This is a genomic window from Streptomyces sp. NPDC003697 (assembly GCF_053587115.1).
In genome coordinates this window covers 40,284-55,381 of sequence record NZ_JBSFNN010000005.1, presented here as the reverse complement: position 1 = coordinate 55,381, position 15,098 = coordinate 40,284, and the positions used below count along the sequence as shown (strand labels likewise).

Genomic DNA, 15,098 nt, shown 5'->3' with positions numbered 1-15,098 from the left:
TCTTTCTGAGACAGACTCCGTAAACCGTACTCCCCGGCCCCGGGGGGCTCGGGCGCCCCCTCACCGCCGGGTGGCTACACCTCTTCGGGCAGCTCGCCCACCCGGTTCTCCCACTTCGTGGACAGCACGATCGTGGTCCGGGTCCGCGAGACGCCCTTGGTGCCCGACAGCCGCCGGATGATCCTCTCCAGGCCGTCCACGTCGGTGGCGCGCACCTTGAGCATGAAGGAGTCGTCGCCCGCGATGAACCAGCAGTCCTCGATCTCGGGGAGGTCCTTCAGCCGCTGCGCGACGTCCTCGTGGTCGGCGGCGTCGGACAGCGAGATGCCGATCAGGGCGATGACGCCGAGTCCGAGCGAGGCGGCGTTCACGGTGGCGCGGTAGCCGGTGATGACGCCGGCCGCCTCCAGCCGGTTGATGCGGTCGGTGACACTCGGTCCCGACAGGCCGACGAGGCGCCCCAGCTCCGCGTAGGAGGCCCGGCCGTTCTCCCTGAGGGCCTGGATGAGCTGCCTGTCCACCGCGTCCATGCGATCGAAGCCTTCCGGTGAGGAAATCCGAGGGATCTGCTGAGGTCCGAAGTTGCTGACGTACTCCGAAGGGATGGGTCCCGCTGGTCCTGCTGGTGCTCACGCGGGCCGGGCGCCGCCCAGTTCGCCGCCCCAGCGGCGGTAGAGCCGGTGCGGCACGCCGACGGAGTCCAGGACGCGGCCGGCGACGAAGTCCACCAGGTGCTGGATGTGCGTCGCCCCGGCGTAGAAGGCCGGCGAGGCGGGCACCACGGCGGCGCCCGCGTCGTCCAGCGTCACCAGGTGCCGCAGCGTCTGCCCGTTCAGCGGGGTCTCCCGCACCGCGACGGCGAGCGGCCGGCCCTCCTTGAGGGTCACGCTCGCCGCCCGCTGCAGCAGGTCCTTCGACAGGCCGAGCGCGACGCCCGCCACGCACGCCGTGGAGGCCGGCACGATCAGCATGCCCTTGGCCGGGTAGGACCCCGAGGACGGTCCGGCCGCCAGGTCCCCGGCGCTCCAGTGCCGCACGCCCGCGAGGTCCACGTCGAACGTGCCGGGCTTGCCGTCGGCGCCGAGCGACAGCCACTGCCGCAGGTCGTCCCGCCAGTGGGCGTCCCGGAAGGAGATGCCGGTCTCGTCGAGGAGGGTGAGCCGGGAGGCCCGGCTCACCACCAGGTCGGCGCTTTCCCCCGCGTCGAGGAGCGCGCGCAGCACCGCGGCCGCGTACGGCGTGCCGGACGCTCCCGACACCCCCACGATCCAAGGCGTGCGCTGCGTTTCTCCTGCGTTCACACCTTGAGCCTACCGGCGTCACGCTGCGTGCTCAGGACCGGCCGGACGCACGCGCGCCCACGGGCGGACGTCCGGCGGGGATCGCCGGGGTGTCCGGCCCCCGCGGGGGCGCCGCGTGTCCTCACACGGTCAGGCCGCGCACCAGCAGGTCCAGCAGCGCGCACACGAACAGGGCGATGCCGATGAAGCCGTTGACGCTGAAGAACGCCCGGTTCAGCCGGGACAGGTCGTGCGGGCGGACGATGGTGTGCTCGTAGACGAACGCGCCCGCGACGATCACCAGACCGAGCCAGAAGAAGGCGCCGGCGCCGGTGGCGACCGCGTACCAGACGAACAGGGCCGTGGTCACCAGGTGGCAGCCGCGGGCGCCCCGGATCGCCGCCGGGATGCCGAAGCGGGCCGGGACCGACCGCACGCCGATCCGCCGGTCGGTCTCGACGTCCTGGCAGGCGTAGATCAGGTCGAAGCCGCCGATCCACACGCCGACGGCCAGGCCCAGGATCACCGCTTCCCAGGACCAGGAGCCGGAGACGGCCAGCCAGCCGCCGACGGGTCCCATCGACTGGGCGAGCCCGAGGATGGCCTGCGGGAAGTTCGTGAACCGTTTGCCGTAGGGGTAGACCACCATCGGGACCACCGCGATCGGCGCCAGCGCCAGGCACAGCGGGTTCAGCAGCGCGGCCGCGCCCAGGAAGACGACGAGGGCGATCAGGGCGCCGGTCCACGCGTGCCGGACCGACATGGCCCCCGTCACCAGCTCGCGGTGGGCCGTGCGCGGATTGCGGGCGTCGATCTCCCGGTCGATGATCCGGTTGACCGCCATCGCGAACGTGCGCAGGCCGACCATGCAGACGGTGACCAGCAGCAGCCGCCCCCAGTGGATGTTGCCGTCGCGCTGGTACATCGCGGTCAGCGCGGCGATGTAGGCGAACGGCAGCGCGAAGACGGAGTGCTCGATCATCACGAGGCGGAGGAACGCCTTGGTGCGTCCCTGCTGCGGGAGCGCGGCGGATGCGGACGTCACAGCCCGTACTCCTTCCAGCGGCGGTCGACCTTCGCCGCCGTATCGGGGTCGGACAGCACCATCTCGGGCCAGCCGCCGTCCCTGGTGTAGCCCTCCTCGGGCAGCTTCCGGGTCGCGTCGATGCCCGCCTTGCCACCCCAGAACTGCTGGTAGGAGGCGTGGTCGAGATGGTCGACGGGCCCCTCGACGACTGTGAGGTCGCGGGAGTAGTCCGTGTTGCCGAGGGCCCGCCAGGCGACCTCGTGCAGATCGTGCACGTCGCAGTCGGCGTCGACGACCACGATCAGCTTGGTGAGGGACATCATGTGGGCCCCCCAGATCGCGTGCATCACCTTCTGCGCGTGCTTGGGGTACTTCTTGTCGATCGAGACGATCGCGCAGTTGTGGAAGCCGCCCGCCTCCGGCAGGTGGTAGTCCACGATGTCCGGCACGATGATCTTCAGCAGCGGCAGGAAGAAACGCTCCGTCGCACGGCCGAGCGGCCCGTCCTCCGTCGGGGGCCGGCCCACCACGATCGACTGCAGCAGCGGGCGTCTGCGCATCGTCACGCAGTCGATCGTCAGCGCCGGGAAGGGCTCCTGCGGGGTGTAGAAGCCGGTGTGGTCGCCGAACGGGCCCTCCGGGCGCATCTCGCCCGGCTCCAGCCAGCCCTCCAGCACGACTTCGGCGTTGGCCGGCACCTGCAGCGGGACGGTCTTGCAGTCGACCATCTCGATCCGCCTGCCCGCCACGAACCCGGCGAACAGGTACTCGTCGATGTCCCCCGGCAGCGGGGCGGTGGACGCGTACGTCACGGCGGGCGGGCAGCCGAAGGCGATGGCGACGGGCAGCCGCTCGCCGCGCCGCGCCGCCACCTGGTAGTGGTTCCGGCTGTCCTTGTGGATCTGCCAGTGCATGCCGATGGTGCGCTTGTCGTGGCGCTGCAGGCGGTACAGGCCGAGGTTGCGGACGCCGGTCTCGGGGTCCTTGGTGTGCGTGAGCCCCAGGTTGAAGAAGGAGCCGCCGTCCTTGGGCCAGGTGAACAGGGCCGGCAGCCGGTCGAGGTCGACGTCGTCGCCGTGCAGCACGACCTCGTGCACGGGCGCGCTGTCGGACCTCACCTTCTTCGGCGGCACGTGCGTCATCGCGCCGAGCTTGCCGAACGCCTCGCGCACGCCGACGAAGCCGTGCGGCAGTTCGGGCCTGAGCAGCCCGCCGATCCGGTCGGAGATCTCCGCGTAGGACTTCAGGCCCAGCGCCTTCAGCAGCCGCCGGTCGGTCCCGAACACGTTCATGGCGAGCGGCATGCTCGACCCGCGCACGTTCTCGAACAGCAGCGCCGGTCCGCCGGACTTCTGCACCCGGTCGACGATCTCACCGACCTCCAGACAGGGGTCGACCTCGGCCTTGATGCGCTTGAGGTCGCCCTCGCGCTCCAGCGCCCTGAGCAGGGAGCGAAGATCGTCGTAAGCCATGCGGTCCAGTATCGGACACCCGCTACTCTGTCCCGGTCACCGGGGCCCTGTCACGCCCCTCGCCGTCTTCTGGGGGATCGCACCACCATGCTCAGGTATCTGCCGTTCCTGCTGGTCCTGGCGCTGTGGATCTACGCGTTGATCGACTGTCTGAACACGCCCGAGGAGGAGGTCCGCGGGCTGCCCAAGGTGGTCTGGGTGATCGTCATCCTGCTCTTCGGCGAGGTGCTGGTGGGCCCGATCGCCTGGCTGGCGGCCGGCAAGGTGCGGCACGCCCCGGCGAACGGCTCCACGCCCTCCGAGTGGCACCGCAACCACCGCGTCCAGTACGTCGCCCCCGACGACAACCCCGAGTTCCTGAAGTCCTTGAAGGAGGACAACAAGAAGGACGAGGCGCTGCTCAAGGACTGGGAGGCCGACCTGCGCCGCCGCGAGGAGGAGCTGCGGCGCCGGGAACGCGGCGAGGACGGCACCGGCTGACACGCCGCCGCGACGGCCCGCCGTCCACGTGCCGGTCACGCCGCCGGCTCGGCCAGCAGCTCGATCAGACGCTGGAAGCGGGCGCGCCAGCGCGGCTCCGTCTCCCCCTCGCCCTGGAACTCGTGGCTGAAGCGGAGGACGCAGCCGTCCTCGCCGTCGCGCTCCAGGTGGAAGCGGAGGCGGCCGCCGCCCTCCAGGGTGTACTCGGCGACCCGGTCGACGTCCCACGCGGTGATGTGGCCGCTGCCGAGGCCCCGCAGGGCGACCGCGCCGCCGAGCCGGGGTTCGAGCGTGTCGGCCGCGGTGAACCAGCCCGCGAGCCCCTGCGGGGTGGACAGGGCCGGCCAGACCGTCTCCATGCGCCGCGGAAGCCGTACCAGCAGGTGCAGGATGTGCGTGTTCCCGTGGGTCTGGCTGGTGCCCTGTTCGACGGAACCGGTCATGACACCAGCGTGACCCGCGGGGCGGCCTTCCGCACGTGGTTGCGCGCCCGGCCGCGGCCGGGGTGACGGGGCGCCGTCCCGCCCCGTGCGTACGCCGCGGGACCGTGCCCGGTGAGCCGTCGCCCCGTACGCCGGAAGGCCGCGCCCGGCGTCACGGGCGCGGCCTTCCGGCGGAAGTCGCGTCAGATGCCCGCGTACGAGTGCTTGCCGCTGACGAAGATGTTCACGCCGTAGTAGTTGAACAGCCAGCAGCCGAACGCCACGAGCGCGATGTACGCCGCCTTGCGGCCCTTCCAGCCGGCCGTGGACCGGGCGTGCAGGTAGCAGGCGTAGGCGACCCAGGTGATGAACGCCCAGGTCTCCTTGGGGTCCCAGCCCCAGTAGCGGCCCCAGGCCGACTCCGCCCAGATGGCGCCCGCGATGATCGTGAACGTCCACAGCGGGAAGACGGCCGCGTTGATGCGGTAGGCGAACTTGTCCAGGGACGCCGAGGCGGGCAGCCGCTCCAGAACGGAGGTGGCGAACCGGCCGGGCGTCCCGCCGGAGGCCAGCTTGTTCTCGTAGGAGTCCTTGAAGAGGTACAGCAGGGTGGCGACCGCGCCGACGTAGAGCACCGCGCCGCAGAAGATCGCGGTGGAGACGTGGATGTACAGCCAGTACGAGCGCAGCGCCGGGACGAGCTGGTCGCTGGCCGCGTACAGGACGGTCACGGCGAGGCCGAGGTCCAGCAGCACCGTGGCGGTCAGGAACAGGCCGATCCACCGCACGTTCTTCCTCAGCGCGAGCAGCCCGAGGTAGACGCCGACCGCGACCGTGGAGAAGGTGATGTTGAACTCGTACATGTTGCCCCACGGCGCCCGCGCCACGGACGCCGCGCGGGCGATCACACCGGCGAGCTCCACGAGGAAGGCGAGCACGGTCAGGGACACGGCGATGCGGCCGTACAGGTCGCCCTTCTCGTCGCCGCCGTGCGCTCCGGGCCCGTCGGGCACGTCGCGCGAGCCGGGCGCGGACCGGACGACGACCTGCGGCCGCTCCAGGACCGCGGTGCCCCCGGCCCGCTTGACGGTGACGGCGGGCGCCCCGGTCCCGGCCGCGGCGCCGCTCCTCGTCAGCGCGGCCGCGGTGCGGGCGACCTTGCTGCGGCTGCCGAGGAGCCACTCGGCGATGTACGCGAAGAAGGCCAGGGTGTAGACGGCCATCGAGGAGTAGATCAGCGAGTTGCTGAGGTTCGCGAGGTGTTCGTTGGTCGCCGAGGCGAGCTCGGTTGCGGCGGCGAGAGTCACTTCTTCTCAGCCCCTTCGGCAGGTGCGGGGGTGTCGGCGCCCGGCCCCGGGTCGGGGTCGGCGTCGGTCTTGGTGGGTGCCTTGTCGTGCACGAGGGCGGCCAGGTCGCCCAGTTCCTCGGGGAGTCTCGCGGACTCGCTGCGCCCCAGACCCGCCATCTCGACCACGGTCGCGCCGTCGGCGTCCGCGACGGCGCGCACCCAGACGCGGCGGCGCTGGATGAACAGGGAGCCGGCCAGGCCGGCGATCGCGGCGAGCGCGCCGGCCAGCGCCCAGCCGGTGCCGGGCTGCTGCACGACCTGGAACCCGGCCCACTCCTTGATCTCCTTGTCGAAGGTGATCGAGCCGGCGCCGCCGGGCAGCTTCATGGTCTCGCCGGGCAGCAGACGGGCCTTGAGGATGTTCTTGTCGGCGTCCTTGAACTGCTTCAGGTTCCTGGTGTCCAGCTGGTACACGTTCTGCGGGACGCCCGAGTCGACCCCCAGGTCGCCGTGGTACCCCGTCAGCGCGAGGACGGGGAAGTCCAGCGCCGGGAACTGCGAGAACATGCTGCCCTTGCCGGCGCCGGCGAAGGTCGGCACGAAGAACGCGGCGAAGCCGAGCTGCTCCTCCTCCCCCCGCGCGTTGCGGTACCCGTCGAAGACCTTGATCGCGCCCTGCGAGGTCTCGTTGGCGTCGAGGGGCAGCAGGGGAACGGCCTGGTGCAGGACGACCTTCCCCCTGCCGTCGCGGACGGTGACGGTGGGAGCGTAGCCGTGGCTGACCAGGTAGACCTTGGCGTCGCCGATCTCCAGTGGCTCGTTGACCTTGACGGTGGCCTTCTTCTCCTTGCCGTAGGCGCCCTCGCTGTAGGTGAGGTCCGCCTGGAAGGTGCGCGCGGAGCCCTTGTTCGGCCCGCTGCGCTCGTAGGTCGCGGTGAACTTCCTCAGGTCGAAGCTGAACGGCACGAGCTGGTCGGCGTCGAAGAGGTTGCCGGACTTGAAGTCGTCGTAGGAGATCAGCGTGTTGGAGAAGCCGTCGCCCTCGACGACCAGCTTGTTGCCCTCGGTCTTGTACAGCTGGCCCCAGGCGAAGGCGACCAGCATCACGATCAGGGCGATGTGGAACAGCAGGTTGCCGGCCTCCCGCAGGTAGCCCTTCTCGGCGGCGACGGCGTCACCGGCGACGTGGGCGCGGAACCGGCGCTGCCGCAGGACCTTCAGCGCGGCCTCGCGGACCTCCTCGGGGGAGGCCGCGGTGCGCCAGGTGGTGTACGCGGGCAGCCGCGTCAGCCGCCTGGGCGCGCCCGGCGGACGGCCGCGGAGCTGGCCGGTGAACTGCCAGGTGCGCGGGACGATGCAGCCGATGAGGGAGACGAACAGCAGGATGTAGACGGCCGAGAACCACACCGAGCTGTAGACGTGGAACAGGCCCAGCTTGTCGTAGACGGGCCCGAGCGTGCGGTGCGCGTCCTTGAACTCCTCCACCTTCATGGCGTTGGTGCCGGTCTGCGGGATGAGCGAACCGGGCACCGCGCCGAGGGAGAGCAGGAACAGCAGCAGCAGCGCCACCCGCATGGAGGTGAGCTGCCGCCAGAACCAGCGGGCCCAGCCGACGGTCTCCCGTGCCGTCCAGGCCAGCCGGCCGCTCAGGCCGGGGGCGCGGTTGCCGCCGAAGGAGCCCGGGACTGCCGTCTCGACGGGCGCGGTGGAGAGCTGCGAGCCGGCGGCTCCCAGCTCGTCCGTGTCGGCGGGTGGCGCGCCCCGGGTCTCTTCGGTGGGCGTGCCGCTTGTCGTCTTGCTCATCGATCAGATCCCCACAGAGAAGCCGGCGGACCAGGTCTGCATCTGCTGCACCAGGCGGTCCCAGACGCCGGTCAGCAGCAGCACGCCGGTCACGATCATCATCGTGCCGCCGATGCGCATCACCCAGACGTAGTGGCGCTTGACCCAGTCGAAGGCGCCGAGCGCCCTGCGGAAGGCGACCGCGGCGAGCACGAACGGGACGCCGAGGCCGAGGCAGTAGGCCACGGTCAGTACGGCCCCCCGGCCCGCGCTGGACTGCTGGGAGGACAGGGCCAGGACGGAGGCGAGGGTCGGGCCGATGCACGGGGTCCAGCCGATGCCGAACAGCGCGCCCAGCAGGGGCGCGCCCACCAGGCCGGCGGCCGGGCGCCGGTGGAGGCGGAACTCGCGCTGGGTCAGCCAGGGCATCAGCCCCATGAAGAAGACGCCCAGCAGGACCATCAGCGCGCCGAGCACCTTGGACAGGACGTCCTTGTGGTCCTGCAGCGACTGCCCGGCGTACCCGAACAGCGCCCCGCCGGAGACGAACACGACGGTGAAGCCGAGCACGAACAGCGAGGCGCCCGCGACCATCCGGCCGCGCCGCGCCTCACCGAGGTCGGTGCCGGTGACGCCGGTCACGTAGGAGAGGTAGCCGGGCACGAGCGGCAGGACGCAGGGCGAGAAGAAGGAGACGAGCCCGCCGAGCACGGCGAGGGGCACCGCGAGCAGCAGCGCTCCGGTGAGGACGGTGTGGTTGGGGTCGGGGACCGCGGCCAGTAGCACGGCGGCTCACTTCTCCGCGACGACCGGGTCGAGCATCCTGCGCAGCTTGTCCTCACTGAGGGCCTGCAGCGCGCGGGCCGCGACGTTCCCGTCCCGGTCGATGACGAGGGTGGTCGGGATGGCCTGCGGGTTGAGGGTGCCCTTGCCGAAGCGGAGCATCAGCTTGCCCGTCGGGTCGTACAGGCTGGGGTAGGGCACCGCGTAGCGCTTCTCGAAGGCGGCGGCCGGCTGGGTGCTGGTGTCGCGGGTGTTGATGCCGACGAACTGGACGCCCCGCGCGGAGGTGTCCTTGGCCACCGTGACGAGGTTGGGCGCCTCGGCCCGGCACGGCGAGCACCAGGAGCCCCAGATGTTCAGGACGACGACCTTGCCCCGGTAGTCGGCGAGGTCGAGCTGCTTGCCGTCGACGGTCCTGCCGGACAGGTCGGGGGCGGGCTTGCGTTCGCCCTTCTTCACGGTCGCGACGCCGTCGGTGCCGGTGATGAAGTGGGTGTTGCCGGAGCCGCCCGAGGTGCCGCCGGAGCCGCACGCGGACAGGGCGAGTGCCGCGACGGCGGTGCCCGCGGCGAGCAGGGCGGCGCGGCTACGCGCGCGGGTCGGGCGCGTACGGTGCGTACGGGAGGCCGGGTCGGACCGGTTCGAGCACGGGGGGGCGCTGCTGGCGGCACTCATGTGAAAAGTTTCGCATGCCTTCCGCGGGGATCTTCCGCACCCCCCTCCCGGCAGGAAAGGAGCATTTCAGGCGGGTTTTCCGGTGCCCTTCGCGCTCGGCGCGGCGGTGTCCTTCAGGAACTCCGCCCAGCCGCCCGCGGGCTGCTGTCCGACCTCCAGGGTGCGCAGCCGGGCGAGCACCTCGGGCCGCTGCACGTCCATCCAGTCGACGAACTGCCGGAAGGAGACCAGGCGCACGTCGCCGCCCTTCTCCTTCTCCCGCGCCATGTGCTCGAGGGCCTCCTCGACGGCGTCCATGTAGATGCCGCCGTTCCACTGCTCGAAGTGGTTGCCGATGAAGAACGGCGCCCGGTTGGTCTCGTATGCCCGCCTGAATCCCTGAATGTACGCCTGGGCGGACTGCCGCCGCCAGCCCGGGTAGTTGTGGGCGGGGGCCTTGGTCGAGTTCAGCGACTGGTTGGCGAGCATGTTGTAGTCCATCGAGAGGACCTCGAAGCCGCGTCCGGGGAAGGGTATCTGTTGGAGCGGGAGGTCCCACAGGCCCTGCCTCTTCCGCGGCCAGGTCTGCCGGCCGCCGGGCGAGGAGGCGTCGTAGCGCCAGCCGAGCTCGCGGGCGGTGGGCAGCAGGTTGTCCTGGCCGAGCAGGCAGGGCGTGCGGCCGCCGACGAGCTCCCTGTCGTAGTCGAAGGGCAGTGACGGCAGGTCGGTCCAGCCGGTGTTGGTTCGCCACCGCTGCACGAAGGACTTCGCCTGGTCGATCTCCGCGCGCCACTGCTTCGGCGTCCAGTGGGCCACCGAGCCGCCGCCGGCGCAGAAGTGGCCGTTGAAGTGGGTGCCGATCTCGTGGCCCTCCAGCCAGGCGCGGCGGACGTTGGTGAGGGTGGCCCTGACGTGCTCGTCGGTGAGGTAGCCGATGTCGGAGGCGCCGCGCGGGTTGTTCGGCGGGTCGTACAGGCGCTTCCTGGACTCCGGCAGCAGGTACAGGCCGGAGAGGAAGAAGGTCATGTGCGCGCCGTGCTCCCTGGCGAGGTCCAGGAAGCGCGGGAACAGGCCGTTGCCGACCTCGCCGGCCCCGTCCCAGGAGAAGACCACGAACTGCGGCGGCGTCTGGCCCGGCTCCAGCGGCACGGCGGCGGGGGGCTGGTGGGGCTGCTTGCCGGTGTACGAGGTGGAGCCGTCACCGAGAGGCCGGGCGGGCTGCACGGTGCCGTGCGGGCGCCCCTTCCCGGCACCGCCGGAACCACCCGCGTGCGCCGCGGCGTCCGAGGGCGTGTGGGTGCCGCACCCCGCGAGTCCGGCGCCGGCCGCCGCGCCCGCGCCGAGGCCGAGTATTCCCCTCCGGGAGATGGTGCGCATGAGATCCCCGATCCGTCACGTCCTTGGGTGGTCACCCACTCAGAGGGCGTGCGGATCGGGGAGGTTCCGAGCTGGTTTACATATTTTGTAACGATCGTGCGGAATGTGCGTGACGGCCCGTCAGACGTGGCGGTGGACCTCAACCCAGCGCCTCCGCGGACACGTTGGCACGGCTCAGGCGCCGTAGCCCTTGCCCTGCCCCTTCACCGGCTTGGCGCCCGCGAGCAGGTGGGCGGGAACGAGGTCGCGCGCCGGCTCGGTGTAGCCGACGGACACGATGCGGTCGCCCCGGTACGTGAACGTCGTCAGCGAGGCGAGCGTGCACTGCCGCTTGCGCGGATCGTGCCACAGCTTCCGCCGCTCGACGTAGCAGCGCACGACCCAGATCGGCAGCTGGTGGCTGACGAGCACGGCCTCGTGCCCGCGCGCCCGGTCCTTCGCCGCGTCCAGCGCGCCCATCATCCGCACGACCTGGTCGACGTACGGCTCACCCCACGACGGCTTGAACGGGTTGACGACGTGCCGCCAGTTCCCGGGCCGGCGCAGCGCACCGTCCCCGATGCCGAACGTCCTGCCCTGGAAGACGTTGTCGGCCTCGATCAGCCGCTCGTCGGTGTCCACGTCCAGCCCGTGCGCCTTGGCGATCGGCGTGGCCGTCTCCTGCGCCCGCTCCAGCGGGGAGGCGACGACGTGGGTGACGTCGCGGGAGGCGAGGTGCTCGGCGACCCGCTCGGCCATCTGCCGGCCCAGCCCGGAGAGGTGGTAGCCCGGCAGGCGGCCGTAGAGGACGCCGTCCGGGTTGTCGACCTCGCCGTGCCGCATCAGGTGGACGACGGTGATGTCGTCGGCGTCCCGCTTCTCGCTCATGCCGTCCTTCTCGCTCGTGCCGCTCTGCCCGCTCGTGCCGCCCTGCCCGCTCATGCCGTCGCCTCCGCCGCCGCCCGGGCCGCCGCCGGAAGGGCGTCGACGATCCGCTGGAGGGCGTCCTCGTCGTGCGCGGTCGAGACGAACCACGACTCGAACGACGACGGCGGCAGGTAGACGCCGTTCGCCAGCATCGCGTGGAAGAAGGCGGTGAAGCGGAACGACTCCTGCGCCTTGGCGTCCTCGTAGGTGCGCACCGGCCGGTCGGTGAAGAACACCGAGAACATGTTGGAGGCGCTCTGCAGCGTGTGCGCCACGCCCTCCTTGCCCAGCGCCTCGGAGACGAGGGCCTGGATCTGCCGCGAGACGGCGTCGAGCGCGGTGTAGGCCGCGTCGTCGAGCAGGCGCAGCTGGGCGAGGCCGGCCGCGGTGGCGACCGGGTTCCCGGACAGGGTGCCGGCCTGGTAGACGGGGCCGGCCGGGGCGAGGTGCGCCATGACGTCGGCGCGGCCGCCGAAGGCCGCGGCCGGGAAGCCGCCGCCCATCACCTTGCCGAAGGTCATCAGGTCGGGCACGACGCCGTCGATCCCGAACCAGCCGGCGCGGCTGGTTCGGAAGCCGGTCATGACCTCGTCGGAGATGTACAGCGCGCCGTTCCGCGCGCAGGCGTCCTTCAGGCCCTGGTTGAAACCGGGCAGCGGCGGCACGACACCCATGTTGCCGGGCGACGCCTCGGTGATCACGCAGGCGATCTCACCGGGGTGGGCGGCGAAGGCGGCGTGCACGGCGTCGAGGTCGTTGTAGGGCAGGACGATCGTGTCGCCGGCCTGGGCGCCGGTGACGCCCGGCGTGTCCGGCAGCGCGAAGGTGGCGACGCCGGAGCCCGCGGAGGCCAGCAGGGCGTCGACGTGCCCGTGGTAGCAGCCGGCGAACTTGATCACCTTGGTGCGCCGTGTGAAGCCGCGCGCCAGCCGGATCGCCGACATGGTCGCCTCGGTGCCGCTGGAGACGAGGCGCACCTGCTCCAGCGGACCGACCCGGCCGGTCATCTCCTCGGCGAGCGCGACCTCGCCCTCACCGGGCGTGCCGAACGACGTACCCCGCCCGACCGCCTCCTGCACGGCGGCGGTCACCTCGGGGTGCGCGTGCCCGAGGATCATGGGCCCCCAGGAACACACCAGGTCGACGTACTCCCGGCCGTCGGCGTCCCTCAGGTAGGGGCCGCTGCCGGACACCATGAACCGGGGCGTGCCGCCCACGGCACCGAAGGCACGCACCGGCGAGTTCACGCCGCCCGGCGTGACGTCCGCCGCACGGTCGAACAGCGCCTGCGAGACGGGGGCTTCATAGGGATATGGCAGTTCGCTCATGACCTGCGACTTCTCCGATTTCTCGGCGGTTGACGGAATCCGGCGGGCAGTGACCTGTTTCAGGGTAGGCCAGCCGGGGCGGCGAGCCGGGGGCGGTGGCGCCGCCCCCGGCCGGCGGGAGCGGCCGCGACCTGGGCGGACGGGCGTCCGCCGGGCGGGTGGGTGCGGGGCCGGACCGGGGCTACGAACGGCTTTCTCACCGCCCATCTGCGAAACTGGTGCCCGCGTACGTATAGACATGAGGAAGGGTCGTGTCGAGGGCCGGGAAGATCCCGCGGACTGATGTTTCAGCGCACGTTTCGGCGTGCGGCCGTGGGGGAGGTCACTGACACGATGATCGGGTTGCGCGGCGGGGACCAGGCGTTCTAGAAAAGCAGTCGGGTGGAGATATGCATCGCGGTGGCGGACTGGGCGAGGGGACTGACGACCTGGGTCCTCGACGTGCCCGGCGGGGAAGGCACCGACGCGACGCGGAGGAAACGACCGAAGCACGTCAGGGACACGGTGCCCCGAGCGAGCCCGAGCGGCCCGACCGGCGGGCCGAACACCGGGTGGACCGCCGAGCGGCGGGGAGCAGGAATGGTGGTCGGGTGGGGGTGACGTACAAGTACTTCGGCGCGCCGGACGGCGCGACCGCGGCCCGCGTCCCGATCTCGATGCGCCCCGAGGAACTGGGCGGCGACGAACTCGGCATGAACGGCATGTTCACCAAGATCAAGCCGGAGACGATGGCCGCCATGGTGCTGACCGGCATCGAGGGCGTGCCGCTGCACAAGGTGCCGCCGCTGGAACTGGTCGTCCTGCACCCCGACTACGCCGTCGTGAAGCTCCCGATGACCGTCGTCGACCCGCTGCGCGACATCGGCGAGGAGGCGGTGGGCGCGGCGGCCTTCATCTGGTCGACGGTCCCGGACCGGGGCGGCCCGCGCGACGCGTTCAACGTGTACCAGTTGCTGCACGAGTGGCAGGACTTCTCGCACCGGCTGCACGAGGCGGGGCACCAGCCGTACTGCCTGGTGTGGCCCTGAGCCGGTCTCGCCGGTAGCGGGCGGGGCGGTCGGGCCCCGCCCGGGGCGGTGGGGCTCCGCGCTTCACCGGGCCCGGGCCGGCTCCCAGGGGAGGCCGGTCTGCCGGTGGGCGGCTCAGGTGCCGCCGGCCCCCGCGAGGGTGCGGGCGACGAGGGCGTCGCCGTGCCCCAGCCCGTGTCCGGCCCAGCCGGTGCGCGAGTCCCCGTGCTCGGTCAGCGGCGCGGGACGGACGAGTCCTTCCCCGGCCGCCGGCACCGGTGGGCACGTCGGCGGCGCGTCGGAGCGTGGCCGGCGAGTCCGCCGGATGCCGTTCTCCGCCGACGCGGCCGTTGTGTCCCCGGACACCCGCGCGTGCACCGATGATTCGCCGAAGGCGCATCCGGTGAAGCTCCGGGACACGCGTGGCCCGTGTACCGGGCGCGTGCGCTTCGTACGCTGGTTCACCGGCGGGGTCCTCGGACGGCTATGCGCCGGGGAAGGCACAGGACAGTGACCAAAGGGGACGCGGCAGGCGTACCGGCCCCGGCGCGGCCCGGCCCTGCGGTGAGCCGGACCGGCGCGAGGTGAGCGTGTACGGCCACCCGGCGAGCGCGCCGGCCGGTCTGCTCGCCGCCCCGGCGGGCAGCGGCGGCCCGCACCCGGATCGGATCCAGCTGGACGGCCTCGGCCCGACCGGCGCCTGCAGGTGACGATGACCTGGCGGGCGGACACGGACGGTGACGGAGGGTCGTTGATTTCCCCCGGCGGGCAACCCTACGTAATGTAGGGTCCGGCTCGGCACTCGACTGTTGGACGGGGACCCATGCAGGAAGCACGTTGTCCGGGGAGCGGCGCCTCCGCCGGTGAGGACGCCGGGCGCGGTCTCGGTCCGAGCGTCGCGCTGCTCGTCGTGAGTCTCACGCTCGCCGCCGTGGGCGTGTACCAGCTGTGCGGCTTCGGTCTGCACAGCCTCGACCGGCGCCCGCATCTGTTCGACGACGGCTTCGCCACGGCGGGGGTCATCGTCGCCGTGGTGACGGCCGGCGCGGCCGTCGGCAACCTGGCCTGGCTGCTGACCGCGCCCCGCCGCCGCGCGGCCAGGACCGGGGAGCCCCCCTCCGCCGACGGCGGCCGCGCGGGCGTTGGCGCGGGGCGCGGTGACGACCGCGCCGGCCTGGGCGAGGGCGGCCCGGCCGTCCCCAGGGACGGCGCGCCGGCGCCCGCCCGCGCCGACTGAGGCCCGGGCGCGCCCGCCCGTCGACCCTCGCCCGTCCGACTTCAGCCGACCGTCG

Annotated in this window: 16 protein-coding genes; 3 read left to right on the top strand and 13 right to left on the bottom strand. The window is 72.0% G+C overall.

From position 1 onward, the window contains the following. Positions 1-74: 74 nt before the first annotated feature. The 4 genes from ACWDNY_RS03315 to ACWDNY_RS03300 all read right to left on the bottom strand — a co-directional run bounded on the left by ACWDNY_RS03315 (position 75) and on the right by ACWDNY_RS03300 (position 3,779). Positions 75-530: an Lrp/AsnC family transcriptional regulator gene (locus tag ACWDNY_RS03315; RefSeq protein ID WP_361505664.1), complete on the bottom strand. Its 456-nt coding sequence runs from the start codon at positions 528-530 to the stop codon at positions 75-77. 99 nt (positions 531-629) lie between these two features. Further along, on the bottom strand, positions 630-1,301 hold the full coding sequence (locus ACWDNY_RS03310) for a UbiX family flavin prenyltransferase (RefSeq protein WP_451643995.1): 672 nt from the start codon (positions 1,299-1,301) through the stop codon (positions 630-632). Positions 1,302-1,422: 121 nt separating this feature from the next. Then, a complete protein-coding gene (gene mqnP / locus ACWDNY_RS03305; protein ID WP_451643994.1) occupies positions 1,423-2,325 on the bottom strand; it encodes a menaquinone biosynthesis prenyltransferase MqnP in 903 nt (300 codons plus the stop codon). After that, complete coding sequence (locus ACWDNY_RS03300) at positions 2,322-3,779, bottom strand: menaquinone biosynthesis decarboxylase (RefSeq protein ID WP_451643993.1); 1,458 nt, start codon at positions 3,777-3,779, stop codon at positions 2,322-2,324. Before ACWDNY_RS03300 ends, mqnP begins: the two co-directional genes overlap by 4 nt. A gap of 87 nt (positions 3,780-3,866) precedes the next feature. Between ACWDNY_RS03300 and ACWDNY_RS03295 the strand changes: the two genes are divergently transcribed. After that, a complete protein-coding gene (locus ACWDNY_RS03295; protein WP_451643992.1) occupies positions 3,867-4,259 on the top strand; it encodes a PLD nuclease N-terminal domain-containing protein in 393 nt (130 codons plus the stop codon). 35 nt (positions 4,260-4,294) lie between these two features. Here ACWDNY_RS03295 and ACWDNY_RS03290 read toward each other — a convergent pair whose 3' ends face one another. The 8 genes from ACWDNY_RS03290 to hemL all read right to left on the bottom strand — a co-directional run bounded on the left by ACWDNY_RS03290 (position 4,295) and on the right by hemL (position 12,799). Beyond that, positions 4,295-4,702 (bottom strand): SRPBCC domain-containing protein, encoded by a 408-nt coding sequence (locus tag ACWDNY_RS03290; protein WP_451643991.1) that lies wholly within the window; start codon positions 4,700-4,702, stop codon positions 4,295-4,297. Positions 4,703-4,884: 182 nt separating this feature from the next. Then, positions 4,885-5,988, bottom strand: coding sequence for a c-type cytochrome biogenesis protein CcsB (gene ccsB / locus ACWDNY_RS03285; protein WP_451643990.1), 1,104 nt, complete (start codon positions 5,986-5,988; stop codon positions 4,885-4,887). Next, positions 5,985-7,772 carry a cytochrome c biogenesis protein ResB gene (gene resB, locus ACWDNY_RS03280; RefSeq protein WP_451643989.1) on the bottom strand — a complete coding sequence of 596 codons (1,788 nt, stop codon included), beginning with the start codon at positions 7,770-7,772 and terminating at the stop codon, positions 5,985-5,987. The genes ccsB and resB overlap by 4 nt, the downstream gene beginning before the upstream one ends. A gap of 3 nt (positions 7,773-7,775) precedes the next feature. Continuing rightward, positions 7,776-8,537, bottom strand: a complete 762-nt coding sequence (locus ACWDNY_RS03275; RefSeq protein WP_451643988.1) for a cytochrome c biogenesis CcdA family protein — start codon at positions 8,535-8,537, stop codon at positions 7,776-7,778. A gap of 6 nt (positions 8,538-8,543) precedes the next feature. Further along, positions 8,544-9,209 (bottom strand): TlpA family protein disulfide reductase, encoded by a 666-nt coding sequence (locus tag ACWDNY_RS03270; protein WP_451643987.1) that lies wholly within the window; start codon positions 9,207-9,209, stop codon positions 8,544-8,546. Positions 9,210-9,275: 66 nt separating this feature from the next. After that, on the bottom strand, positions 9,276-10,565 hold the full coding sequence (locus ACWDNY_RS03265; RefSeq protein ID WP_451643986.1) for a hypothetical protein: 1,290 nt from the start codon (positions 10,563-10,565) through the stop codon (positions 9,276-9,278). A 174-nt stretch (positions 10,566-10,739) separates the two neighbouring features. Next, positions 10,740-11,432, bottom strand: coding sequence for a histidine phosphatase family protein (locus ACWDNY_RS03260; RefSeq protein WP_451644064.1), 693 nt, complete (start codon positions 11,430-11,432; stop codon positions 10,740-10,742). Positions 11,433-11,482: 50 nt separating this feature from the next. Beyond that, the gene (gene hemL / locus ACWDNY_RS03255; protein ID WP_451643985.1) at positions 11,483-12,799 is read right to left on the bottom strand and encodes a glutamate-1-semialdehyde 2,1-aminomutase; all 1,317 of its coding nucleotides are present in this window, start codon (positions 12,797-12,799) and stop codon (positions 11,483-11,485) included. A 389-nt stretch (positions 12,800-13,188) separates the two neighbouring features. Between hemL and ACWDNY_RS03250 the strand changes: the two genes are divergently transcribed. Continuing rightward, entirely contained in the window at positions 13,189-13,827 is a 639-nt protein-coding gene (locus ACWDNY_RS03250) for a hypothetical protein (protein ID WP_451643984.1), read from the top strand. A 114-nt stretch (positions 13,828-13,941) separates the two neighbouring features. Here the strand turns inward: ACWDNY_RS03250 and ACWDNY_RS03245 are convergent, their stop codons facing one another. After that, entirely contained in the window at positions 13,942-14,082 is a 141-nt protein-coding gene (locus ACWDNY_RS03245; protein WP_451643983.1) for a hypothetical protein, read from the bottom strand. 547 nt (positions 14,083-14,629) lie between these two features. On the opposite strand from ACWDNY_RS03245, the gene ACWDNY_RS03240 reads away from it, so the two are divergent. Further along, positions 14,630-15,043, top strand: coding sequence for a hypothetical protein (locus ACWDNY_RS03240; protein WP_451643982.1), 414 nt, complete (start codon positions 14,630-14,632; stop codon positions 15,041-15,043). Positions 15,044-15,098: the final 55 nt, after the last annotated feature.